Here is a 23,585-nt window from a genome sequence, read left to right as displayed (position 1 = left end):
GGTGGCTGTTTCTGCGGCGTAGCGTGTTATTCGGCAGCGGTTACCAAATCGACCCCGCTCAGCTCTTGGACATACTTCTTCGCGGCCTTGACCGACGTGAAGCACCGGAAGCCGGCCGCGCTGGCAAGGGAGATGAGCTGAGGCGCCTCATCGAGGAGAACGGCAACGGGTTCCGACAGCTCTGCTTGAAGCCCGTCCGGCCAGACCAGATCGAATATGGCTTTCTGCTCTCCAGTTTCGGGATCCACATAGTCCCATGCGATTTCACCCTTCGCGTAGCCCTGCCCTTCGACCCATGCGTTCAGCTCTTCGAGCGCGTGCGCCTCATCCTCACTCGCGATCCCGCCGAGCAATTCGGAGTTGGACATCCTTGCTGGCTTTGCCGCGTCCAACATGCTGGCTTCCTCACGCAAGAGCGACTTCAGACATGAGTTTGCCGCTTCGGCAAGGAGTTCCTTGCGCGCCTCCAAGAAGTCCGGGAACTTCTCGATCTGCCACAGCTGCGGTTCCTCAGGGATCCACTGCGATCGCAACGCGCCAGGATGGGCTTCCTCGATCTGCGGGAAATACTCTTCGGGACGCCGGTCGCTGATGACCAGATTGGTATCCTTGGTGAGGAAGCAGAAGTTGCTGAGGGCGTTGACCTCAGACTTTCTGAAGTCCGCCTTGTAGAGCTGCGATCGCGGGAAGATGTGGTGCACTTCAAGCGCACTCATTCGGCCAAGCATCTCGCGTTTCAAAGGCAAACCCGTCCCCCAGTCGCGGGCTTCGGTCATGCGGGTGAGCATGTAGAGGATGGGATAAAAACGGGAACCGACGCTCCAGCTGTGGAAATGCCCCGGCTCGACCCGCAGGCCACCTTGCCCCAATCGAAGTTCGTCGATGAGCTTATCCAGGTCACCGCCGCTCTGCTCGAGGATACCGAGGTCCTTGTCGATCACACTCTCGGTCGACGCCGAGAAGCGGCCCCACATGCCACTTTGCACATACCAAAATAGGAGCTTGTCCCGGGTGCGCTCATCGAGCCGCCCGCCGTGTTGGTCCAGGAAACGGACCATCACAGGAATCGCAAAGCGCGCGAAGAGCACTCGATCGTGGTCGAGCCCCAAACGTCCGGCGATCAGATTCAGCGCGGTATCCGTATGCCGCACAGCCCGGTCGAGCGCGGCCGAGATGTCGTCCGCGGATCGGTCATGAAGATGCAGGAACTTCGCTTCACCGGTCAGAACGGTGTTCACCGATCGCAATAGCCAGTCGAGTGTGAAGTCATATCCTGCGGCGTGCCAACGCGAGATACTGGCCTTCATGGTATCGCGGGCTTCCGGCCAGTCCGCGCAGATCTTGGCCAGGGCGAGGTCGCCTTTGGACAGCTTGGTTCCGCCGCTGTTTACACGGTTGAAAATGTCGACGACCACATCCAGCGTCTTGTCCGACCCAGTGACTTCCTCGATGTGAAAGTTCTTGTCGCGGATCCCGAGAAGCTGGTTCAGCCGTCCGACATACTCGCCGAGCTTCGCGGCATGTTCCGGGCTGCCATTCAAAGCCGTGATGAAGTTTCCGACCCCGGCATTGCCGCGTTTCATGAGCTTGGTCACGTCCACCCAGAGGGGATCATCGCGCATCTTGATAGGCTGGTAGAATTCAAACTCCTCGGAATCGAGGTTGAACCTCAGGTCTGTGAAGGACTTCGCGTTGCCGTCGAAGAACTTCGGGGGTGCCCCGCGGATAACGCCATAGAGGGATGTGATCCTCTGCTGCCCATCCAGTAGCAACTTCACCACGCCAGGAGCCAGGTCACCGCCGCCACGGTAAGCCGCCGTAGAAGCACTCGTGGCCCAAACCAGAAGGCTTCCGACAGGATGTCCGCGATAGAGGGAATGAAACAGGCCCCGGACCTGCTCCCGGCCCCAGACGTAACCCCGCTGAAATTCGGGAAGAGCCATATGGCCGTTGTCGATATAATCGAGGATCGATGAAATATTCATGCGCGCCTACCGCGTAACACCAATGGAAAGCACTGTGGCGCGCTCGCCCCGATAAGCGCAACCCCTGCATGAGATACGACTTACCCACAGCACGCGATGGCTGAGGCGCGAGGAATACGGTTCGTCCACGGCGTTCATCTCCAGCGGACCTGACCCAGATCCAAACGAGGCGATCAAGGATAATACAGGCAGGTCTCGTGCTTTTCGACGCTCCTCTAAACGAGAGCGCCGACAAAGCACGGAGCCCGCCTGAACGAATACCAGGTGAGGATCCGGATACACATGGAAAGGAGGAAGGAAGCTCTCACCCTTGTCACCCGAGGCATCCAGCTGAGGGCATCTCACGGGAGAACGTCATGTTCGATATCCCCATGGCCCCGACGGCCCTTCATCTCTTCATCGAAACCAATCACCAGTCGCTACAGAACGCGGCTCTTCTCCTCGGCGGACGCCCCTGGCTGCGCCGGGTTCAGGGATTGATTGATCAGCTGCAGCTCGGTGCACCGCTTAGCAAGAAGCTTCGGAACGATGTTTTTGCACTGTATGAGCTTCTGACACTCGAGCACGTGCATGATGATGACCGACCCGAATGTGGCTATTTCGCGGAGCTCGACCCTACTGCCCCTTATGTCGAGGATATCTGCCTATTGGCAGACGAGCTGATGGATGCGCTGGTTTTGGCCGCGGCTGACGCCAGTTCATTCCAGTCAAATACCTCCTATGGCGGGATGTCTGAGCATGGGTGACATTCTGCTGGCACGTGACCCATTTCGTCTGGCCATCTACCAAGCCCTGAGGGCAGCAGAATCTGCAGGCAAGGCCCTAACGCAAGCCGCGAACAGCAATGACCTCCCTTCTGAATGTCGAAGAGACGCTCTCGGCCTGATACGAGAAATCGATGCCGGGACGATCTTCGGCGCGATCGATATCACTCTCGTCCGCAATCTGCTGGATGGTCTTCAAGAACCTATCCGTCGCGCAACCAGGTCTCACTACGTGCATGACGAACATGATATGTCCGGCGGCCACTATGAAGCGGTTGCCTCATCCCAAGGCGTGGAACTCATGATCGTCAGATCACGACTGGAGGAGCTCATCGAAGCGCTTTCAGTTGTCCGCTGTCTTCTCCGAGCGGAACAGATCGCTGACGAACTCAGATCATAACCATGTTCCCTGCCCGCCTCCTGCGCTGGAAGCGGGCACGGAAACGCTGGGTCATAAGAAGAAGCCGTCGGCGAGAACGCCGCAAGTTCAAGGCAGCTGGTCACCCACATGTCTCCTTCTGCACTGATCAATATCGGGCGGGACACAAGATACTTGCCTTGAGTATCACAACCGTGACACAACTTCCGTCACACGCGGAGTCGGGCCGCGTTCAAAAGCGATTTTCCGTTTGTATTCTGAAGGATATGGGCATTTTCTTCTGCCCCTACCGCCGGAGCCAAACTTCCAGCATTGCGCTGAAGTTGCTACAAAAATCCCCGGGTCTCGGTCAGAGGCGCGGGGATTTTGCATTCCGCTTGGCGCAAACCCGACTCTCTCCGCTTGCACGACGGATCCGCCTTGCCTGCGATGCGGCAGGGCTCGCTTGGCTGTCGCCGAAGGCGGATCGGCACAGACATGAAGACCGCATGGCCAAGATCGCTGTCGATGCCAGACCTGGATGGAAACCGACGCCGCACAGGCCGCAGCACATGACGACAAATCGAGCGGCCCGGAACAGCATGTGATTGGAGGGTGCGGCTTTTCCCGACCGGTATCGAGACGATCGAACGGGGCCACTGGCAGCTCAGCCACTCTGCCCAGCAGTGCGCTGGACGCGATGGAGCGCAAGCCGGGGCGAAACCGGGGCGGCCCGAAAGGAGCGATCTGACGATATGGCTGATTTTTATGGCGCACCCGTCAGGATTCGAACCTGAGGCCTCTGCCTTCGGAGGGCAGCGCTCTATCCAGCTGAGCTACGGGTGCCTATGGGGCGTTCGATAGGCGAAAGCGCGGGCGGGCGCAACGGCTTTTCGTGCCCGCCCCCGCGTCAATCTCGGCTCAGGCGAAAAGCTCGTGGCACAACTCCAGCGCCTCGACCAGACGGTCGACCTCCTCTTCGGTGTTGTAGAGGCCGAAGGAGGCGCGGCAGGTCGCGCCGAGGCCCATGTGCTGCATCAAAGGCATGGCGCAATGGGTGCCGGCGCGCACCGCGATGCCCTTCTTGTCGAGCACGGTGGAGATGTCATGCGCATGGGCGCCGCCTTCGAGGGTGAGCGAGAAGATCGCGCCCTTGCTTTCCGATTGGCCCTGGATGTTGAGCCAGTTCAGCCCCTTGAACCGCTCGATCGCGTGATCGCGCAGGCGGCGCTCATGGGCGGCGATGGTCTCCATGCCGAGATCCATCATCCAATCTAGCGCCACGCCCATGCCGATGGTCGAGACGATGGACGGCGTGCCCGCCTCGAACTTCATCGGGGCGACGTTGTAGGTGACGGCCTCGCGCGTGACCTGGTCGATCATGTCGCCGCCGCCCATGAAGGGACGCATCTCCTCCATCCGCTCGCGCCGGACATAGATCGCGCCCGCGCCCGAGGGGCCATAGAGCTTGTGGCCGGTGATCGCGTAGAAATCGCAGCCGATATCGGCGACATCCACGGGCTGGTGCACCGCCGCCTGGCTGCCATCGACGAGCACCGGCACGCCCTTCTCGCGCGCGCCCGCGCAGATCGCCTTCACGTCGACCACGGTGCCCAGCACGTTCGACATGTGGGTGACGGCCACGAGCTTGGTCTTCGGCCCGATCGCGTCGATCACCGCCTGCGGATCGAGATCGCCATTGGCATCCACATCGACCCATTTGATCACCACGCCCTGGCGTTCGCGCAGGAAGTGCCACGGCACGATATTGGCGTGGTGCTCCATGATCGACAGCACGATCTCGTCGCCCGGCTCCATGCGCGGCATGGCCCAGCCGTAAGCGACCATGTTGATGCCCTCGGTGGTGCCGGTGTTGAGGATGATCTCTTCCTGGCTCGCCGCGTTCAGGAACTTGCGCACCACGTCGCGCGTGCCCTCGTAGCGCTCGGTCGAAATGGTCGAGAGCGTGTGCAGCCCGCGATGGACGTTGGAATATTCCTCGGCATAGCCGCGGGTGATCGCGTCGATCACCACCTGCGGCTTCTGGGCCGAGGCGCCATTGTCGAGATAGACGAGCGGCGCCTTGCCGATCCTGCGCGACAGGATCGGGAACTGCGCCCGGATCTCTTCGACGTCATACATTGGTAAATCCTCCCTGGACGGTCAGCCCGGTGAGCGCCAGGACGAGCGCGAGCCCGGTCCCGATGGCGATGAAGGCGAGAACGAGCACGACGATGGATCGGCCCGGCCCGCCAAACCCGTGCAGGGTCTGGATGAAACGGACGAGGCACCAGAAGAGCCAGACCAGACCGGCCAGACCGACCAGCCCGGCGAGCGGCGGCAGAACGAGGATCAGCACCCCCTGCACCAGTCGCAGCGCCATCGCCAGCACCTCGAGCCAGACCACGAGCGCCAGGGCGGGCGCGAAGCGCCCCTCTCCGCCCAAAAGCCGCCCCGTGGCGGTCACGCCGCCCGCGAGCAGCACGAGAGAGACGCCGAGCAGCCCGGCATAGGCGAATGGCGTGAGGCCGAAGCCCATGTCGGGGCTCGCGGCGACCATCGGCATCGCGCCTTGCAAGAGCGCCGTCAGGACGACGCTGATGCAGGTGACGAGCGCCAGCGCCTGCCATGTGGCGGCCGCGCCGGGAAAGGTGACGAGCAGCCTTGCCGCCGCGTCGCCGGGCGCGCGCAGGCTGAGCCGCAACAGATCGGTGATATAGGTCCACATGGGGTCAGCTCCGGCGCGCGACGACGGCGCGCAGGCCCTGCGCCCAAAAGAGGAAGAAGGCCGCGATCCAGATGCCGCCGACGAGGTTCGTGGCAGGTCCCGGCCCGTTGAGCCCGGCCTGCAGCCCGTAGAGCAGCGCCGCGGGCGTCGAGGCGAGCAAGGCCCAGAACAGCGCGAGCCGCGCGTCGAAGGCGGTGACGCCACGGCGCAGCAGCCTGAGCAGCAGCCAGCTCAGCCCGGCAAGCGCGTAGAAAAAGAGCGGCCAGACGAAGATCCAGGCCAGAAGATCGTAGGTCATGAGACGGGTCAGGTCTTCTCCCGTCTCATGCGAGATGCGCACCAGCCGCGGCCATTGCGCGACGAAGATCAGGCCGCAGGCGGCGAAGAGCCAGATCAATGCCCGGTCCTCGCGCCTGCCCTGCTGTGCCAGCTCGGCCACGACCCGGCGCGGGCCGCGCCAGGTCCTCACGATGTCCGAGGACACCGCCATCTCAGCGGCGCCGCTCGAGCCAGCCCGCGAGCTGCTCGCGCAGCGTCTCGGCCAGCTCTTCATCCTCGATCTCGGCCAGCGCCTCGGCGACGAAGGCCAGCACCAGCAGGTCCTGCGCCTTGTCCTCGGGGATGCCGCGCGACTTGAGGTAGAACAGCGCCGTCTCGTCGATCGCGCCCGAGGTCGAGCCGTGCGAGCATTGCACGTCGTCGGCATAGATCTCCAGCTCCGGCTTGGCGAGGAAATTGGCGTCCTCGTCCAGCAGCAGCGACTGGCTGATCTGGTAGCCATCGGTCTTCTGCGCGTCGGGCTCGACCAGGATCTTGCCCTGGAACACGCCGGTCGCGCCGTTGCGGAGCACCTTCTTGAAGACCTGCCGGCTTTCGCAATTCACCGCGTCATGGGTAACGAAGACCGTGTCGTCATGGTGGAAATCGCGCCCGTCGCCAAGCGCGGCCCCCGCCACATGCGCCACCGCGTCGTCGCCCTTGAGCGTGATGATCACCTCGTTGCGGGTCATCATGCCGTTGAGCGACAGGGTGAAGCTCTTGAAGGTGCTTTCCTGCCCGAGCCGCGCGAAGACATGGGTGGCGGCGCGGCGCTCGTGGTCGCGGCCCTGCATGCGCACGTGGTGGAACGCGCCATTGTCGGCGATGTCCACTTCCATGCCGGTGTTGAGCCGCGAGGCGCCGACACCGCTTTCGAGCAGCGTCAGCTCGGCCCCGTCCTCGACCCGCACCATGTGGCGCAGCACCGCTTCGGCGGTTTCGTTCGAGCGGCGATACTCGACATGCACCGGCTTGCCGACCTTGCCCGTCGCGCGCAGCACGAGACCGTCCTCGGCGAAGGCGGTGTTGAAGATCGCCAGCGGACGGTCGACGCGGTTCTGCCCCGCCGTCTCAAGAACGCCCAGCAAGCCCTTGACCCAATGGATGTCCTTGGTCACGGCCTCGGAGAAACGCTCGATCTCCAGCCCGTCCTGTTCGAGCGCGTCGGAAGCCTCGGCATCGAACACGCCGTCGGTGAAGACGACGCGCAGCACTTCGGTCCCCTCGAAGCCCGGCGCGTCGAGCGCGATCTCGGCGCGCGGGGTCTCTTGGGTCAGGAACTCGGCGGGGTTGGTGAAGCGCCAGTATTCGTCGCGCCGATATGGCAGGCCCATGCCCTGCAGCCGGTTGAGCGCGTCATGCCGCGCCTCGCGCGCCCAAGCCGCGCCGCCTTCGGGGATGGTGAGCCCCGAAAGACGCGCCTCGGTGGCGTCGGATTTCGCTTGTGCAAGCGCCATTACTGCACCTCGTCCATCAGGTCGGCATAGCCGTTCTTCTCGACCTCGAGCGCCAGCTCCGGCCCGCCCGACTTCACGATGCGGCCATTGGCCATGATGTGCACCACGTCGGGCGTGATGTGGTCAAGCAGACGCTGGTAGTGGGTGATGACGAGGAAGCTCCGCCCTTCGCTGCGCAGCGCGTTCACGCCGTCGGAGACGAGCTTCATCGCGTCGACGTCGAGGCCGGAATCGGTCTCGTCGAGGATGCACATCTTGGGCTCGAGCACCGCCATCTGCAGGATCTCGTTGCGCTTCTTCTCGCCGCCCGAAAAGCCGACATTGACCGGGCGCTTGAGCATCTCGGCGTCGATCTTCAGATCCTTGGCCTTCTCGCGCACGATCTTGAGGAATTCGGCCGCCGAGGCCTCCTCCTCGCCGCGCGCCTTGCGCTGCGCGTTGTAGGCGGTGCGCAGGAAGGTCATGTTGCCGACACCGGGGATCTCGACCGGGTATTGGAACGCCAGGAAAAGGCCCTCGGCGGCGCGCTCCTCGGGGTCCATGTCCAGAAGATCGACACCGTCGAGCGAGGCTTCGCCCTCGGTCACCTCGTAGCCGTCGCGGCCCGACAGAACATAGGAGAGCGTCGACTTGCCCGAGCCGTTCGGCCCCATGATCGCATGCACCTGGCCCGCGCCGACCTCGAGGTCGACGCCCTTCAGGATCTGCTTGTCCTCTTCTTCAAGTTTGACCTTCAGGCCCTTGATGTTCAGCATCTATTTCTCCTTCCGCATCACTTCCTGCGGGTGAATGTCTCTAGAATCCACGTCAGATCGGCTGACGGGATCGGTGTTGGGTCGAGGGCGAATTCGGCCATGCGGCCATGCATCGCCACCGGAGCGCCGTAGCGTTCGACCTCGTGATAGATCGGCCGCCCGGCATAATCGTCGAAGAACAGCCGCACCGGACGGGTGATCCGGAACAGCGTGGTCAGAAAACAGGCCGCGCGAAACCGGCCATCGACCAGCACCACGTCGGGGTGGACGAAATCGTCCCGGTCCCAGACGGATGTTGGGTAGCGGTGAAACCGCCGCCATGTCGCCGCCTCGTCCGCCGGCTGGCCCCACTTGCCCGTGGGGCCGATATCGCCGTGGTGCAGATGCACCGTGGCCTCGGGCGGGCAGGCTTCGAACCAGCGGCGCAGCCGCGCGATGAAGGCGCGGTCGCTCTCGACGGCAAAGACGGTCCGGCCCGGCAGCAGCGCCGCCATCGCGGTCGATCCGCCGGAGCCGTACTCCAAGATCGTGGTCGCACCCTCATAGGCCGCGCCGAGCGCGGCGGCCTCCGCCTCGGGAAAGGCGAAATCCGGGGGCGCGACCTGATCCATCAGCCGACCGAGCCTTCGAGCGAGATCGCGACGAGGCTTTGCGCTTCCATGGCGAACTCCATCGGCAGCGCCTGCAGCACCTCCTTGCAGAAGCCGTTGACCACGAGGGCCACCGCCTCTTCCTCGTCCATGCCGCGCTGGCGGCAGTAGAAGAGCTGCTCGTCATCGACCTTCGAGGTGGTCGCCTCGTGCTCGACGCGGGACGAGTTGTTCTTGACCTCGATATAGGGGACGGTGTGCGCCCCGCATTTGTCGCCGATCAGAAGGCTGTCGCACTGGGTGTAGTTGCGGCTTTCCTTGGCCTTGGGGTGCATCGAGACGAGACCGCGATAGGTGTTCTGCGCCTGCCCCGCCGAGATGCCCTTGGAGACGATGCGCGACTTGGTGCGCTTGCCCAGATGGACCATCTTGGTGCCGGTGTCGGCCTGCTGGTGGTTGTTGGCGATGGCGATGGAGTAGAACTCGCCCTGGCTGTCATCGCCCCGCAGGATGCAGGAGGGATACTTCCACGTTACCGCGGAGCCGGTTTCCACTTGCGTCCACATCACCTTGGCCCGGTCGCCGCGGCAATCGGCGCGCTTGGTGACGAAGTTGTAGATGCCGCCCTTCCCGTCCTCGTCGCCCGGATACCAGTTCTGCACCGTGGAATACTTCACCTCGGCGTCTTCCTCGACGACGATCTCGACCACGGCCGCATGCAGCTGCGCGGTGTCGCGCTTGGGGGCGGTGCAGCCTTCGAGATAGCTCACATAGGAGCCCTTGTCGGCGATGATCAGCGTCCGCTCGAACTGGCCGGTGTTCTCGGCGTTGATGCGGAAATAGGTGCTGAGTTCCATCGGGCAGCGCACGCCCGGCGGCACGTAGACGAAGGAGCCATCCGAGAAGACGGCCGAGTTCAGCGTAGCGTAGAAGTTGTCGGATTGCGGCACCACGGTGCCGAGATACTTCTTGACCAGCTCGGGATGCTCGCGGATCGCCTCGGAGATCGAGCAGAAGATCACGCCCGCCTTCTTCAGCTCTTCCTGAAAGGTCGTGCCCACGGAAACGCTGTCGAACACCGCGTCGACGGCGACCTTGCGCTCGCCATCGGCGGGGGCGGCGTTCTCCGCGCCCTCGACACCGGCGAGGATCATCTGCTCCTTCAGCGGGATGCCGAGCTTCTTGTAGGTTTCCAGAAGCTTGGGATCGACCTCATCGAGAGATTTGGGCTTCACTTCCATGCTCTTGGGACGGGCATAGTAGTAGATGTCCTGGAAGTCGATCTTCTCGTAATTCACCATCGCCCAGCTCGGCTCGTCGAGCTTTTCCCAGCGCGCGAAGGCCTGCAGACGCCATTCGGTCATCCACTCGGGCTCTTCGTTCTTCTCCGAGATCAGCTTGACGATGTCGGGGTTCACGCCCTTGGGGGCGTAATCCATCTCGATCTCGGTGTTCCAGCCGTGCTTGTAGGCGCCCGACAGCTTCGCCACGGCATCGACGGTCTCCTGATCGACGCCTTCCTTGGCTTCCTTGGTCATGTCCTGTTCGAGGATCGCCATGACGGTCTCCTTTTTCCACTCACGCCGCGCGGGCGCGCATTTTCCTGTAGGCCGAGCCCCAGGCTTGTGCGAAACGCAGCACCTGGTCCTCGGTCGTTTCCACTCCCAGCGAGACGCGGATCGCGGATTGCGCCACATCGCTGTCGTATCCCATGGCGGTCAGCACGCGGCTGGCGCGCACCTTGCCGCTCGAACAGGCCGAACCGGCCGAGATCGCGATGCCGGCGAGATCCATCGCCATCACCTGCGTCTCGCCCTTCCAGCCTCGCGCCGCGAAGCAGCTCGTATTGGGCAGCCGTGCCGCCCCCCTGCCCGCAAAGATAAGATCTGAGGCCGCGGATTCCACCGCCCTCTCCATCATGTCGCGCAGAGTTTCCACCCTGTCCCAGACCCCGTCTTCGAGATCGCGCTGCGCGGCCCTGGCCGCCGCCGCCATCCCGGCGATGCCGATCACGTTCTCGGTGCCCGCGCGGCGGCCCATCTCCTGTCCGCCGCCCCTGATCCGGGCGGCGAGATCGGTGCCGCGCCTGAGGATCAGAGCGCCCACGCCTTTGGGCCCGCCGAACTTGTGGGCCGAGAGGATCGCCATGTCGAGCCCCGACCAGTCGAAGGCGAAGGGGACCCGTCCGAAGCCCTGGGTGATGTCCGAGCAGGCCAGCCCCGAGGGCAGATCCTGGATCACCCCGGTCTCGGAATTGGCCAATTGCAGCACCGACCGGCCCGGATCGGCCACGGTCACACGCCCCTCGGCATCGACCGGCAGCGCGTCCGACACCCATGCCGCGACGGCATCATGTTCGATCGCCGCCCCGTCGAGCCCGCGGCCTTCGAGCGCCAGCGCCGAAGCCTCGGTCGCGCCCGATACGAAGACGATATCGGCGCTCGCGGCGCCCGCGGCTTCGGCAATATCGGCGCGGGCGCGTTCGATGATGGCCTTGGCGGCGCGGCCTTCGGCATGGACCGAGGACGGGTTGCCCGTCACCTCCATCGCCGCGATCATCGCCTCGCGCGCCTGCGCCCGCAGCGGTGCCGTGGCGTTGTGGTCGAGATAGATCCGGCTCATTCGTCCACCACCTGGAACAGGTTCGGCACGGCGGGGCACGGCACCAGGCTGTTGCCGATCACGTCCGACAGCCGCGTCTGATGCAGGAAGACGTAGACATGCGCCGAAAGCCCCTCCCACAGCCGGTTGGTCAGCGATTGCGCACGGCTGCCCGAGGCCCCGCCCGAGACGCCCGCGCCCTTGTGCATGGCGCTCACCGTCTCATCCACGGCACCGAGGATCTCGGCCACGCGGATCTCTGCGGCGGGCCGCGCGAGGCGGTAGCCGCCGCCCGGACCGCGCACGCTCTCCACGAGCCCCTCGCGCCGCAGCTTGACGAAGAGCTGTTCGAGATAGGGCAAGGAGACGTCCTGGCGCTTGGAGATTTCGCCCAGCGTCACCAAGGACCCCTGCGGCTGCAGCGCCAGATCGGCCAGCGCCACCATGGCATAACGCCCCTTGGTCGACAGCTTCATCGCTCATGCACCCCGCTCGAAGCCCGGCAAGGGGCCATTCTCATTGACGCCGCGAGGGGGTCTGGTTAATTCCCCTGCAGCCGCTCCGATGCCTTGGCCCTCGGAGTTAGAACCGTTCTAAGGTGCTGGAGCATTTCTGTCAAGAAACTGTCTCACGCGCCGCAGCCGCAAGGGACGTCCATGCCCGAAGTCATCTTCCCCGGTCCCGAAGGCCGGCTCGAAGGCCGCTATCACCCGCAAAAGGACCGCGATGCGCCGATCGCCATCGTGCTGCATCCGCATCCGCAGTTCGGCGGCACGATGAACAACCGGGTCGTCTACAACCTGCATTACGCCTTCTACGAGATGGGCTTCACGGTGCTGCGCTTCAACTTCCGGGGCGTCGGCCGCAGCCAGGGCGAATACGACCAGGGCGTGGGCGAGCTCAGCGATGCCGCCTCGGCGCTCGACTACCTGCAGTCGATGAACAACAACGCCAAGCATTGCTGGGTCGCGGGCTTCTCCTTCGGCGCGTGGATCGGCATGCAGCTTCTGATGCGCCGCCCCGAGATCACCGGCTTCGTCTCGGTCGCGCCGCTGGCCAACATGTACGACTTCTCCTTCCTCGCGCCCTGCCCTTCCTCTGGCCTGATCATCAACGGCTCGGCCGACCGCGTGGCGCCGCCCGCCGACACGGTGGGCCTCGTCAACAAGCTGCACGAGCAGAAGGGCATCACCATCACCCACGAGGTGGTCGATGGCGCGGGGCATTTCTTCGAGGACCCGCACATGGACACGCTGGTCGGCTCGGTGAAGGGCTATGTCGGCCGCCGGCTGACCGAGAACACCCGCTGATGGGCATCACCGAGGATCTCGCCGACGCGCTGGCGCGCGACGCCATCGCCGCCGCCGAAAGGCTCGGCGACGAGGGGGTGATTTCCGAGGTGTCGGAGGCGCTCGGCGCTTCCTCGACCACGACGCAGGAGGCGTTCCTGACCGCGGTGCGCGTCCGGCTCGCCGAGCAGCGCGCGCGCCGCCTGCTCGAAGAACGGCTCAGGCAGGGCCCCGCCGCGTGAGCCGGCTCGACGCGCAGCTTGCCTTCCTCACCGAGGCCGACCGCCTCAAATCCGTGCTGCGCGCCACGACGCTGCACGACGCCTCGCGCCGCGAGAACTCGGCCGAGCACAGCTGGCACGTCATGCTGCATGCGCTGGTGCTGGCCGAGCACGCCGCGCGCCCCGTCGATGTCTCCCGCGTCCTGACGATGCTCCTGCTGCACGACCTCGTCGAGATCGACGCGGGCGACACGCCGATCCATGGCGATCACGACCCGGCCGAGCAGGAGGCCCGCGAGCAGGCCGCCGCCGACCGGATCTTCGGCCTGCTGCCCGCCGATCAGCGCGACGGCCTGCGCGCGATCTGGGAGGAGTTCGAGGCGGCCGAGAGTGACGACGCGGTCTTTGCCAAGTCGATCGACCGGGTGCAGCCCGTCTTGTCGAACCTCGCTTCGGGCGGCGGCACTTGGCCCGAATACAACGTCACGCCCGAACAGCTCGAAACCCGCGTCGGCACCAAGGTCTCGCGCGGCGCGCCGGCGCTCTGGTCGGGCCTGTCCGACAGGATCAACGCCTGGTTCGCCGGGCGCTGATCCCCTTCATCTTTCTTCAAATACGCAAATCCCGACCTGTCCTCATCGGCGCGGCGTCACATCGTGCGCCCCCGTCGCCGCATCCATTTCCAGATGCTCGCGCAGGATCGCCGCGTTGCGCAGGTTCGCCTTGAAGCCGAAATCGATCAGGTCGCCGATCACCGGGATGGAGCCGACGACGTAATCGACCCCGGTATTCATCGCCATCTTGCCGATCTTGGCCTTGGGCAGGCCAAGCTGGTGCGCGCGCCAGACCAGCCAGGCCGAGGGCGCGAGCGTGATGGTGTCGCCGATGCCGGGGATCAGCCCGAGCAGGCTGTCATAGCCGAAGCGGAAGCCGAACAGCTTGAACCGCGCGTCGAGCATATGGGCCAGCCGGTCGAGCCGGGCCAGCTCCTCGGCGTGGCGGATGCGTCCTGTGGTGTCCTTCGGCATGATCTGGCTCCTTTCGCGGCCACAACCCGCGAGGCGCGCCGAAGTTCGACCGTATACGAGTGTATGCCGCCTTCCAAACCGGCGCGAGACGCGCTATGCCCCGCCCCGAGACAGTATAATCAACGCGGAGGCCCCCGTGACCAAGATCAAAGTCGAAAATCCGATCGTCGAGCTCGACGGCGACGAGATGACCCGGATCATCTGGGACTTCATCAAGCAAAAGCTGATCCTGCCCTATCTCGATGTCGACCTGAAATATTACGATCTCGGCATCGAAGCGCGCGACGAGACCGACGACCAGATCACGGTCGACGCGGCGCATGCGATCCAGAAATACGGTGTCGGCGTCAAATGCGCGACGATCACCCCCGACGAGGCCCGCGTCGAGGAATTCGGCCTCAAGCGGATGTACCGTTCGCCCAACGGCACGATCCGCAACATCCTCGGCGGCGTGATCTTCCGTGAGCCGATCATCTGCCGCAACGTGCCGCGCCTCGTTCCGGGCTGGACCCAGCCGATCGTCGTCGGCCGTCACGCCTTTGGCGACCAGTACCGCGCCACCGATTTCCGCTTCCCCGGCAAGGGCAAGCTGACGATCAAGTTCGTCGGCGAGGATGGCGAGACCATCGAGAAGGAGGTGTTCGACGCGCCCTCCTCCGGCGTCACCATGGCGATGTACAACCTCGACGATTCGATCCGCGACTTCGCCCGCGCCTCGATGAACTACGGTCTCGCCCGCGGCTGGCCGGTCTACCTGTCGACCAAGAACACGATCATGAAGGCTTATGACGGCCGCTTCAAGGACCTGTTCCAGGAGGTGTTCGACGCCGAATTCGCCGAGGAGTTCAAGAAGAAGGGCATCACCTACGAGCACCGCCTGATCGACGACATGGTCGCCGCGGCGATGAAGTGGTCGGGCGGTTATGTCTGGGCCTGCAAGAACTACGATGGCGACGTGCAGTCCGATACCGTAGCGCAGGGCTTCGGTAGCTTGGGCCTGATGACCTCGCAGCTGATGACGCCGGACGGCAAGATCGTCGAGGCCGAGGCGGCGCATGGCACCGTGACGCGCCACTACCGCCAGCACCAGCGCGGCGAGCAGACCTCCACCAACTCGATCGCCTCGATCTATGCCTGGACCGGCGGCCTCAAGCACCGCGCCAAGCTCGACGGCAACGAGCAGCTCAAGACCTTCGCCGAGACGCTCGAGAAGGTCACGGTGCAGGCGGTCGAGGACGGTCACATGACCAAGGACCTCGCGCTTCTGGTCGGCCCCGATCAGAAGTGGCTCACCACCATGGGCTTCCTCGAGAAGATCGACGAGTATCTCAACAAGTCGCTCGCCTGAGCGCCATGCGCCTGATGCGCAAGTTCAAGCTGATCGCGGCGGCCCTCATCGGGGCCGCCGTTCTCGTCCCCGTGGCGCGCGACCGCATGGCGCCCGAACGGCTTCCCACCGCCGATCACTGCATTTCGTCGCAGCGCACCAACCGGTGCGACATGGATCTGGTGGTTCAGTCCGAGACCGGCCGGGGCCGGATCTGGCTGCCGCCCGGCCGCGCCCTGCCGCGCGACGCGCGCGGGCCGTTCCATGCCTGCGAGATCCCCAACCTGCCCGTCGAGCTGCCGCACCGCTTCATTCCCGGCGCGACGGTCTGGGGCTGCGAGCTTCCGCCGCGGCTGCGCGGCAGCTGAGCCGCTGGACAGGTCAGGCTTCCTGCCCTAAGTGGCGCCCATGCGCAGCACCTCCAGCCCCACCCGCCATTCCGCCCTGGAGGATCTTCAGGGCCTGAGCATCGGCATCTTCGCCTGCAGCCTCGGGATTCACGTGCTCACCCATGTCGGGCTGATCACCGGGCAGACGGCGGGGGTGGCGGTGATCATCTCCTATCTCACCGGCTGGTCCTTCGGCGCGGTGTTCTTCGTGGTCAACCTGCCCTTCTACTGGCTGGCCTGGCTCCGGCTCGGGCCGGAGTTCACGGTCAAATCGGTGATCTCGGTGACGCTCCTGTCGCTCGTGACCGAGGCCCTGCCCGGCCAGTTCACCATCGCGCATCTCGACCCGTGGCTCGGCGCGGTGATCTTCGGCGTTCTGGTCGGGCTCGGGCTTCTGGGCATGTTTCGCCACAATGGCAGCCTCGGCGGCCTCGGCATCGTCGCGCTGATCGTGCAGGACCGCTACGGCTTTCGCGCGGGCTATGTGCAGCTTGCGGCGGATGCGGTGATCTTCACCACCGCGCTCGCGCTGTTTGACCTTCCCGTCGTTCTGTGGTCGCTTCTCGGCGCCGCGATCCTCAACATGGTGATCGCCTTCAATCATCGCCGCGACCGCTATATCGCCACCTGAGGTGCCGCGTCATGCCCTGGATCGTCCTGTTCTTCGCCATCGTCTGCGAAACCATCGGCACAACCGCGCTGCATGCCAGCCAGCAATTCACCCGGCTCGGCCCCTCGCTGGTCGCGGTGCTGGGCTACTGCCTCTCGTTCTACCTTCTATCGATGGCCCTGCGCGAGATCCCGGTGGGCATCGCCTATGCGATCTGGGCGGGGCTCGGGATCGTGCTCATCGCCGCGATCGGCTGGAGCCTGTTCGGCCAGAAGCTCGACACGGCAGCACTCGTCGGCATGTCGCTGATCCTGTCGGGCATCGTGGTGATCAACGTCTTTTCGGGCAACAACCCGCATTGAGCGCCGCCTTGGCGCAGGCAGCGCCCCGCTGAGCGCAAACCCGCCTTGACGCCGCATCGCGGCGACAAGACTAGCCACGGGCGGGGTTTTGCTGTAAAGGCGCGCTGACCCCTGAAAGAGTGAATTGAATGGATATCCGCAACATCGCGATCATCGCGCACGTTGACCATGGCAAGACGACGCTGGTGGACGAGCTGCTGAAACAGTCCGGCGCCTTCCGCGAAAACCAGGCCGTGTCCGAGCGCGCCATGGACAGCAACGACATCGAGCGCGAGCGCGGGATCACCATCCTCGCCAAGGCGACCTCGGTCGAGTGGGGCGACACCCGCATCAACATCGTCGACACCCCCGGTCACGCCGATTTCGGCGGCGAGGTCGAGCGGATCCTGTCGATGGTCGATGGCGTGGTGCTGCTGGTCGATGCCGCCGAAGGCCCGATGCCGCAGACCAAGTTCGTGACCTCCAAGGCGCTGGCTCTGGGGCTCAAGCCGATCGTGGTGCTCAACAAGGTCGACAAGCCCGACGCCGAGCCCGACCGCGCGCTCGACGAATGCTTCGATCTCTTCGCCAATCTCGACGCCGACGAAGAGCAGCTCGATTTCCCGGCGATGTATGCCTCGGGCCGCTCCGGCTGGGCCGACATGGAGCTCGACGGGCCGCGCAAGGACCTGACCGCGCTGTTCGACCTGATCGTCAAGCACGTGCCCGCGCCCAAGCAGCAGCAGGCCAAGGACGAGCCCTTCCGCATGCTGGCGACCACCCTCTCGGCCGACCCCTTCCTGGGCCGGATCCTGACGGGCCGGGTCGAGAGCGGCACGCTCAAGGCCAACGAGACCGTCAAGGCGCTGTCGCGCAAGGGCGACAAGATCGAGCAGTTCCGCGTCTCGAAGATCCTCGCCTTCCGCGGGCTGGGCCAGCAGCCGATCGAGGTCGCCGAGGCCGGCGACATCGTGACGCTGGCGGGCATGGCCAAGGCCACCGTGGCCGACACGATCTGCGACCTCTCGGTCGAGGAGCCGATCCCCGCCCAGCCGATCGACCCGCCGACCATCACCGTGACCTTCGGCATCAATGACAGCCCGCTCGCCGGTCGCGACGGCAAGAAGGTGCAGTCCCGCGTGATCCGCGAGCGCCTGATGAAAGAGGCCGAATCGAACGTCGCGATCCGCATCGACGACACGCCGGGCGGCGACGCCTTCGAGGTGTCGGGCCGGGGCGAATTGCAGATGGGCGTCTTGATCGAGAACATGCGCCGCGAGGGCTTCGAGCTGTCGATCTCGCGTCCGCAGGTGATCTTCAAGGAAGAGGACGGCGTCCGCATGGAGCCGGTCGAGGAAGTCACCATCGACGTCGATGACGAATACACCGGCGCCGTGGTCGAAAAGCTCACCGGCGCGCGCAAGGGCGATCTCGTCGAGATGAAGCCCGCCGGCGCCGGCAAGACCCGGATCATCGCGCATGTCCCCTCGCGCGGGCTGATCGGCTATCACGGCGAATTCCTGACCGACACGCGCGGCTCGGGCGTTCTCAACCGGATCTTTCATGGCTGGACCCCGCACAAGGGCCCGATCCAGGGCCGCCGCCAGGGCGTCCTGATCTCGATGGAAAACGGCACCACGGTCGCCTTCGCGCTGTGGAACCTCGAGGATCGCGGCAAGATGTTCGTGCATCCGCAGGCCGCCGTCTACGAGGGCATGATCATCGGCGAGCACAGCCGCGACAACGATCTCGAGGTGAACCCGCTCAAGGGCAAGAAGCTCACCAACGTCCGCGCCTCGGGCACCGACGAAGCCGTGCGCCTGACGCCGCCCGTCGAGCTGAGCCTCGAGCAGGCCATCGCCTATATCGACGATGACGAGCTTGTCGAGGTGACGCCGAACGCGATCCGCCTGCGCAAGCGCTATCTCGATCCGCATGAGCGCAAGCGGCAGGCCCGCGCCAGCTGATCTTTCGGCGCATGACATGAAAACGCCCGGTCGCAACGACCGGGCGTTTTTCGTTCCGTTTCCCTCTCGGGCGCTTTGGGCTCAGTCCACGCCAACCGCATCGCCCAGACCGGCCCGCCCCGGCTCGACCACCTCCATGCACCAGCCGCCATGGCCGCGCATCGCGTTGTAGCCCCCCGGCCCCAGCGCCGCCTCCATGCGCGAGCAGGGCGCGCAGGGCACCGAAAACCGCAGCACGGCGGAGCCGACCCGCAGCAGCCGATGCCGCGCGGCGGTGAGGTTCAATCCTGAAACGACGATATTGCGGCGCAGGGTTTCGGGCGCGACGGCATCCAGCCCGCTCAGGGCCGCTATGACGGGCAGATGCTCGGCCTGGATCAGCGTCACCGCCCGCTTGCCGGGCCGTGCATGATCGCCCTGCAGCCCGTCTGCCTCGATCCCGACGCTGTCGACGGCACGCATTTCGCCCCGCCGCTCCGGGCGCAGGCCGATCCATTCGACCCGGCCCGCGCGCGGAAAGCGCGAGGTGAGGCTGGCGACCGTCTCCAGCCTCAGGCCTCCTCGACGATCACCAGCTCGCGCTCGGCGGCACCCTTCGCGAAGCTCAGCGCCTCCTGGTAGGCGTCGGAGTGGTAGCAGTCATGCGCCGCCTGAAGGCTCGGGAAGCGCGCGACGACGTTGCGCGGGCGATCCGGCCCTTCGAGCTGCTCGTAAGGCCCACCGCGCACGAGGAAGACGCCGCCGTGATCGGCGATCGCCCCCGTCGCCCGGCTGGCATATTCCATGTAGGCCGCCTCGTCGGTGACCTTCACATGGGCGATCCAGAGCGCGCTCATTGCGCGGCTTCCCGCGCCTGCGCCAACACCGTTTCGGCGGCCTTGATCGCGGCTTCGGCGTTCTCGGCGCTCGCCGCGCCGCCCTGCGCCATGTCGGCGCGGCCGCCGCCGCCCTTGCCGCCCAGCTCGGCCACCGCCGCGCGCAAGAGGTCCACCGCCGAGATCCTGTCCTTCAGGTCGTCGGTGACGCCCGCGGCCACCGCCGCCTTGCCGCCGGTATCGGCGATGAGCAGCACCGCGCCCGAGCCGATCTGCCCCTTGATCTGGTCGATCAGCGCCGGGAGATCCTTGCCGGTGACGCCCTTGAGCACCTGGCCCTGGAACTTCACGCCGCCGACCTCGACCGCCTGCGCGCCCGCGCCGCCCGTGCCGCCGCCCATGGCGATGTCGCGCTTGAGCTGGGCGACCTCGTTGGCGAGGCGGCGGCGCTCCTCGGAGAGCGCCTTCACCCGGTCGAGCACCTCCGACACCGGCGTCTTGAGCACCTGCGCCACTTCCGACAGCGTCTGCCCCTGCTGCGCCAGATGCTTCAGCGCCTCGCGGCCCGTCAGCGCCTCGACCCGGCGGACGCCGGAAGACGACGCGCTGTCGGCCAGAAGCACGAAGGCGCCGATGTCGCCGGTCTGGCGCACATGGGTGCCGCCGCACAGCTCGATCGAATAGGTCGCCTGATCGTGGCCCTTGCCCGACCCGTCGCGCTTGCCCATCGAGACGACGCGCACCTCGTCGCCGTATTTCTCGCCGAACAGCGCCTGCGCGCCAAGCGCGCGCGCCTCGTCGGGGGTCATCACACGGGTCTCGACCGGGCTGTTCTGCCGGATCATCTCGTTGACCTCGTCCTCGATCTTCTCGATCTCCTGCGCCGTCAGCGCCGCGCCGTGGGAGAAGTCGAAGCGCAGCCGGTCATGCGCGTTGAGCGAGCCGCGCTGTACGACGTGATCGCCGAGTGCGGCGCGCAGCGCCTCGTTGAGCAGATGGGTGGCCGAGTGGTTGGCCCGGATGCCGGTGCGGCGATCGTGATCGACCTTCAGCTCCGCGCCCTGCCCCGGCGCCACATGCCCCTCGGTCACCTCGCCCACATGGACGAAGAGCCCGGCGATGCGGCGGCAATCCGAGACGCGCACGAGGCCGGTTTCGGTGCGGATGGTGCCGGTGTCGCCGACCTGACCGCCGCTTTCGCCGTAAAACGGCGTCTGGTTCAGCACGACCTTCACCTTGGCGCCCTCATCGGCCTTCTCGACCTGATCGGCGCCGGTCAGAACGGCGAGGATCTGGCCCTCGGCTTCCTCGGTGTCATAGCCGAGGAATTCGGTTGCGCCGTGCTGGTCGGCCAAATCGTACCAATGGGTGGCATCGGCCACCTCGCCCGAACCGGCCCATGCGGCGCGGGCCTTGGCCTTCTGCTCGGCCATGGCGGCGTCGAAGCCCTCGGTGTCGACGGTGCGGCCCTTTTCGCGCAGCGCGTCCTGCGTGAGATCGAGCGGGAAGCCATAGGTGTCATAGAGCTTGAACGCCGCCTGACCGGGCAGCGCCGCGCCCTCGGGCAGGCCCGACAGCTCGTCGTCCAAGAGCCGCAGGCCGCGGTCGAGCGTCTGGCGGAAGCGGGTTTCCTCGGCGCGCAGCGTCTCCTCGATCAGCGCGCGGGCCTGTCCCAGCTCGGGGTAGGCCGCGCCCATCTCCTGCACCAGCGCCGGCACGAGGCGGTGCATCAGCGGGTCCTGCGCACCGAGCTGATGCGCGTGGCGCATGGCGCGGCGCATGATCCGGCGCAGCACGTAGCCGCGCCCCTCGTTCGAGGGCATGACGCCATCGGCGATCAGGAAGGAGGTCGAGCGCAGATGGTCGGCCACCACGCGGTGATGCACCTTGCCGTCACCGTCCGGGTCGGACGAGGTGGCATGCGCCGAGGCCTCGATCAGCGACCGCATCAGGTCGGTGTCGTAATTGTCGTGCTTGCCCTGCAAGAGCGCGCCGATCCGCTCCAGCCCCATGCCGGTGTCGATCGACTGCTGGTCGAGGTCGCGGCGGGTGCCGTCCTCGAACTGCTCGTATTGCATGAAGACGATGTTCCAGATCTCGATGAACCGGTCGCCATCTTCTTCGGGAGAGCCCGGAGGGCCGCCCCAGATCTCGGGCCCGTGGTCGTAGAACACCTCCGAGCAGGGGCCGCAGGGGCCGGTCGGCCCCATCATCCAGAAATTGTCCGAGGTGGCGATGCGGATGATCCGCTCGTCGGGCAGGCCCGCGATCTTCTTCCACAGATCGGCCGCCTCGTCATCGGTGTGGAACACCGTGACAAGCAGCTTGTCGGGGTTCAGGCCGAACTCGCGGGTCAGCAGCTCCCAGGAATAGCGGATCGCCTCTTCCTTGAAGTAGTCGCCGAAGGAGAAGTTGCCCATCATCTCGAAGAAGGTGTGGTGCCGCGCGGTGTAGCCCACATTGTCGAGATCGTTGTGCTTGCCGCCCGCGCGCACGCATTTCTGCGCCGTGGTGGCGCGGCTGTAATCGCGCGTCTCGACCCCGGTGAACAGGTTCTTGAACTGCACCATGCCCGAATTGGTGAACATCAAGGTCGGGTCGTTGCGCGGCACCAGCGGCGAGCTGGAGACCACGGCGTGCCCCTGCCGCTTGTAGAAATCCAGGAATGTGGAGCGGATATCGGCGAGGCTTGTCATGTCGTCTCCTTCGGGTCGCGGCGTAGACGTCCTATCCCCGGCCATGGGGCGCGTAAAGTCCCACGCGCTCACGCTCCGGACAGGAAAAGGGCCGGGGCATGCGCACCCCGGCCCTCTCGGATCGCCGTAGATCGGCGGATCAGCCGTCGACGAGGCTGTCGTCGCTGCCGCCGTCATCGTCGGACATCAGGAATTCGAGCCCATGCGCGGCGCGGATCTTGTCCTCGATCTCGGAGGCGATTTCCTTGTTCTCCTTGAGGAAGGTCTTGGCGTTCTCGCGGCCCTGACCGATCCGCTGGTCGCCATAGGAGAACCACGAGCCCGACTTGTCCACCACGCCCGCCTTGACGCCGAGGTCGAGCAGCTCGCCGGTCTTGGAGATGCCCTCGCCATACATGATGTCGAACTCGACCTGCTTGAAGGGCGGCGCGACCTTGTTCTTGACGACCTTCACGCGGGTCGAGTTGCCGACCACCTCGTCGCGATCCTTGATCGCGCCGATGCGGCGGATGTCGAGGCGCACGGAGGCGTAGAACTTGAGCGCGTTGCCGCCGGTCGTCGTTTCGGGCGAGCCGAACATGACGCCGATCTTCATCCTGATCTGGTTGATGAAGACGACCATGCAGTTCGAGCGCGAGATCGAGCCGGTGAGCTTGCGCATCGCCTGGCTCATCAGCCTTGCATGCACGCCGACCGAGCTGTCGCCCATGTCGCCCTCGAGCTCGGACTTCGGCGTCAGCGCCGCGACCGAATCGACCACGACCATGCTGACCGCGCCGGAGCGGACCAGCGTGTCGACGATCTCGAGCGCCTGCTCGCCGGTGTCGGGCTGCGAGATCAAGAGCTCGTCGAGATTGACGCCGACCTTGCGCGCATATTGCGGGTCGAGCGCGTGCTCGGCGTCGACAAAGGCGCAGACGCCGCCCTTCTTCTGCTCCTCGGCCACCGCGTGCAGCGTCAGCGTCGTCTTGCCCGAGCTTTCGGGGCCGTAGATCTCGATGATCCGCCCCTTGGGCAGGCCGCCGATGCCCAGCGCGATGTCGAGCCCGAGCGAGCCGGTGGAGGTCGCTTCGATGTCCGGGAAGCTGTTCTCGCCCCCCAGCTTCATGATGGAGCCCTTGCCGAACTGCCGTTCGATCTGGGCCAGGGCGCTGTCGAGCGCCTTTTGCCGGTCTGCCGTGCGCTTGTCGCTCATCTGGAGAAGATCTGCCATTGCCATTGTCCGCAACCCTTATCCCACACCCGCCACATGGCGGCAATCATTGCGTCGTTCATGTCTTGTTCACTACAGGAGATATGAGACCATAAGGAGAACATTGCAAGGGGAACCTGACCCCAATTTCCCT

At 65.3% G+C, this 23,585-nt stretch carries 25 protein-coding genes and 1 tRNA gene; 10 read left to right on the top strand and 16 right to left on the bottom strand.

The window, feature by feature from the left end; translation table 11 throughout:
* Positions 1 to 26: 26 nt before the first annotated feature.
* The gene (locus tag CJ301_RS00335; protein WP_099273082.1) at positions 27 to 1,985 is read right to left on the bottom strand and encodes a GmrSD restriction endonuclease domain-containing protein; all 1,959 of its coding nucleotides are present in this window, start codon (positions 1,983 to 1,985) and stop codon (positions 27 to 29) included.
* Positions 1,986 to 2,341: 356 nt separating this feature from the next.
* On the opposite strand from CJ301_RS00335, the gene CJ301_RS00330 reads away from it, so the two are divergent.
* Together CJ301_RS00330 and CJ301_RS18535 are read left to right on the top strand one after the other, a co-directional pair.
* On the top strand, positions 2,342 to 2,731 hold the full coding sequence (locus tag CJ301_RS00330) for a hypothetical protein (RefSeq protein ID WP_216823237.1): 390 nt from the start codon (positions 2,342 to 2,344) through the stop codon (positions 2,729 to 2,731).
* Positions 2,724 to 3,149, top strand: coding sequence for a hypothetical protein (locus tag CJ301_RS18535; RefSeq protein WP_162620372.1), 426 nt, complete (start codon positions 2,724 to 2,726; stop codon positions 3,147 to 3,149). The genes CJ301_RS00330 and CJ301_RS18535 overlap by 8 nt, the downstream gene beginning before the upstream one ends.
* Before the next feature lie 727 nt (positions 3,150 to 3,876).
* On the opposite strand, the gene CJ301_RS00320 is transcribed toward CJ301_RS18535, so the two are convergent.
* The 10 genes from CJ301_RS00320 to CJ301_RS00275 all read right to left on the bottom strand — a co-directional run bounded on the left by CJ301_RS00320 (position 3,877) and on the right by CJ301_RS00275 (position 12,032).
* Positions 3,877 to 3,953: transfer RNA gene (locus tag CJ301_RS00320), tRNA-Arg, on the bottom strand.
* 75 nt (positions 3,954 to 4,028) lie between these two features.
* Positions 4,029 to 5,249, bottom strand: a complete 1,221-nt coding sequence (locus CJ301_RS00315; RefSeq protein ID WP_099273078.1) for a cysteine desulfurase — start codon at positions 5,247 to 5,249, stop codon at positions 4,029 to 4,031.
* Entirely contained in the window at positions 5,242 to 5,835 is a 594-nt protein-coding gene (locus tag CJ301_RS00310; RefSeq protein WP_099273076.1) for a YIP1 family protein, read from the bottom strand. Before CJ301_RS00310 ends, CJ301_RS00315 begins: the two co-directional genes overlap by 8 nt.
* 4 nt (positions 5,836 to 5,839) lie before the next feature.
* On the bottom strand, positions 5,840 to 6,325 hold the full coding sequence (locus tag CJ301_RS00305) for a hypothetical protein (RefSeq protein WP_099273074.1): 486 nt from the start codon (positions 6,323 to 6,325) through the stop codon (positions 5,840 to 5,842).
* A 1-nt stretch (position 6,326) separates the two neighbouring features.
* Positions 6,327 to 7,610 carry a Fe-S cluster assembly protein SufD gene (sufD, locus tag CJ301_RS00300; RefSeq protein ID WP_099273072.1) on the bottom strand — a complete coding sequence of 428 codons (1,284 nt, stop codon included), beginning with the start codon at positions 7,608 to 7,610 and terminating at the stop codon, positions 6,327 to 6,329.
* Positions 7,610 to 8,365 carry a Fe-S cluster assembly ATPase SufC gene (gene sufC, locus CJ301_RS00295; RefSeq protein WP_099273070.1) on the bottom strand — a complete coding sequence of 252 codons (756 nt, stop codon included), beginning with the start codon at positions 8,363 to 8,365 and terminating at the stop codon, positions 7,610 to 7,612. The genes sufD and sufC overlap by 1 nt, the downstream gene beginning before the upstream one ends.
* Positions 8,366 to 8,382: 17 nt before the next feature.
* Positions 8,383 to 8,976: a hypothetical protein gene (locus CJ301_RS00290; RefSeq protein WP_099273068.1), complete on the bottom strand. Its 594-nt coding sequence runs from the start codon at positions 8,974 to 8,976 to the stop codon at positions 8,383 to 8,385.
* A complete protein-coding gene (gene sufB / locus CJ301_RS00285) occupies positions 8,976 to 10,514 on the bottom strand; it encodes a Fe-S cluster assembly protein SufB (RefSeq protein WP_099273066.1) in 1,539 nt (512 codons plus the stop codon). Before sufB ends, CJ301_RS00290 begins: the two co-directional genes overlap by 1 nt.
* A 19-nt stretch (positions 10,515 to 10,533) precedes the next feature.
* Positions 10,534 to 11,577 (bottom strand): cysteine desulfurase family protein, encoded by a 1,044-nt coding sequence (locus CJ301_RS00280; RefSeq protein ID WP_099273064.1) that lies wholly within the window; start codon positions 11,575 to 11,577, stop codon positions 10,534 to 10,536.
* Complete coding sequence (locus CJ301_RS00275) at positions 11,574 to 12,032, bottom strand: Rrf2 family transcriptional regulator (RefSeq protein ID WP_099273062.1); 459 nt, start codon at positions 12,030 to 12,032, stop codon at positions 11,574 to 11,576. The genes CJ301_RS00280 and CJ301_RS00275 overlap by 4 nt, the downstream gene beginning before the upstream one ends.
* A 180-nt stretch (positions 12,033 to 12,212) precedes the next feature.
* Here CJ301_RS00275 and CJ301_RS00270 point away from each other — a divergent pair, with 180 nt between their 5' ends.
* Genes CJ301_RS00270 through CJ301_RS00260 form a run of 3 tightly spaced genes read left to right on the top strand, consistent with a single transcriptional unit; the run spans position 12,213 to position 13,659 of the window.
* Positions 12,213 to 12,866: an alpha/beta hydrolase gene (locus CJ301_RS00270; protein WP_099273060.1), complete on the top strand. Its 654-nt coding sequence runs from the start codon at positions 12,213 to 12,215 to the stop codon at positions 12,864 to 12,866.
* A complete protein-coding gene (locus CJ301_RS00265; protein ID WP_099273058.1) occupies positions 12,866 to 13,087 on the top strand; it encodes a hypothetical protein in 222 nt (73 codons plus the stop codon). The genes CJ301_RS00270 and CJ301_RS00265 overlap by 1 nt, the downstream gene beginning before the upstream one ends.
* A complete protein-coding gene (locus CJ301_RS00260; RefSeq protein WP_099273056.1) occupies positions 13,084 to 13,659 on the top strand; it encodes an HD domain-containing protein in 576 nt (191 codons plus the stop codon). The genes CJ301_RS00265 and CJ301_RS00260 overlap by 4 nt, the downstream gene beginning before the upstream one ends.
* A gap of 42 nt (positions 13,660 to 13,701) precedes the next feature.
* Here the strand turns inward: CJ301_RS00260 and CJ301_RS00255 are convergent, their stop codons facing one another.
* Positions 13,702 to 14,094 (bottom strand): DUF4112 domain-containing protein, encoded by a 393-nt coding sequence (locus CJ301_RS00255; protein ID WP_099273054.1) that lies wholly within the window; start codon positions 14,092 to 14,094, stop codon positions 13,702 to 13,704.
* A 136-nt stretch (positions 14,095 to 14,230) separates the two neighbouring features.
* Between CJ301_RS00255 and CJ301_RS00250 the strand changes: the two genes are divergently transcribed.
* The 5 genes from CJ301_RS00250 (at position 14,231) to typA (ending at position 18,728) form a co-directional block, all read left to right on the top strand.
* Positions 14,231 to 15,442 carry an NADP-dependent isocitrate dehydrogenase gene (locus tag CJ301_RS00250; protein WP_099273052.1) on the top strand — a complete coding sequence of 404 codons (1,212 nt, stop codon included), beginning with the start codon at positions 14,231 to 14,233 and terminating at the stop codon, positions 15,440 to 15,442.
* Between the two features lie 14 nt (positions 15,443 to 15,456).
* Entirely contained in the window at positions 15,457 to 15,789 is a 333-nt protein-coding gene (locus CJ301_RS00245; RefSeq protein ID WP_162620371.1) for a hypothetical protein, read from the top strand.
* Between the two features lie 40 nt (positions 15,790 to 15,829).
* Positions 15,830 to 16,441, top strand: coding sequence for a YitT family protein (locus CJ301_RS00240; protein ID WP_099273048.1), 612 nt, complete (start codon positions 15,830 to 15,832; stop codon positions 16,439 to 16,441).
* 11 nt (positions 16,442 to 16,452) lie between these two features.
* Positions 16,453 to 16,782: a DMT family transporter gene (locus CJ301_RS00235; protein ID WP_099273046.1), complete on the top strand. Its 330-nt coding sequence runs from the start codon at positions 16,453 to 16,455 to the stop codon at positions 16,780 to 16,782.
* 128 nt (positions 16,783 to 16,910) lie between these two features.
* The gene (gene typA / locus CJ301_RS00230; RefSeq protein ID WP_099273044.1) at positions 16,911 to 18,728 is read left to right on the top strand and encodes a translational GTPase TypA; all 1,818 of its coding nucleotides are present in this window, start codon (positions 16,911 to 16,913) and stop codon (positions 18,726 to 18,728) included.
* An 81-nt stretch (positions 18,729 to 18,809) separates the two neighbouring features.
* Here typA and CJ301_RS00225 read toward each other — a convergent pair whose 3' ends face one another.
* The 4 genes from CJ301_RS00225 to recA form a co-directional block, all read right to left on the bottom strand.
* Complete coding sequence (locus tag CJ301_RS00225) at positions 18,810 to 19,190, bottom strand: MOSC domain-containing protein (protein ID WP_099273042.1); 381 nt, start codon at positions 19,188 to 19,190, stop codon at positions 18,810 to 18,812.
* Positions 19,191 to 19,279: 89 nt separating this feature from the next.
* The gene (locus CJ301_RS00220; RefSeq protein ID WP_099273040.1) at positions 19,280 to 19,564 is read right to left on the bottom strand and encodes a DUF1330 domain-containing protein; all 285 of its coding nucleotides are present in this window, start codon (positions 19,562 to 19,564) and stop codon (positions 19,280 to 19,282) included.
* Entirely contained in the window at positions 19,561 to 22,239 is a 2,679-nt protein-coding gene (gene alaS / locus CJ301_RS00215) for an alanine--tRNA ligase (RefSeq protein WP_099273038.1), read from the bottom strand. Before alaS ends, CJ301_RS00220 begins: the two co-directional genes overlap by 4 nt.
* A gap of 139 nt (positions 22,240 to 22,378) precedes the next feature.
* A complete protein-coding gene (gene recA, locus CJ301_RS00210; RefSeq protein ID WP_099273036.1) occupies positions 22,379 to 23,458 on the bottom strand; it encodes a recombinase RecA in 1,080 nt (359 codons plus the stop codon).
* Positions 23,459 to 23,585: the final 127 nt, after the last annotated feature.

Origin of the sequence: Limimaricola cinnabarinus, from assembly GCF_002723615.1 — a bacterium.
Lineage (GTDB): Bacteria > Pseudomonadota > Alphaproteobacteria > Rhodobacterales > Rhodobacteraceae > Limimaricola > Limimaricola cinnabarinus_B.
Note: the sequence above shows the minus strand (reverse complement) of the source record. Positions and strands in the feature narration are given on the sequence as shown.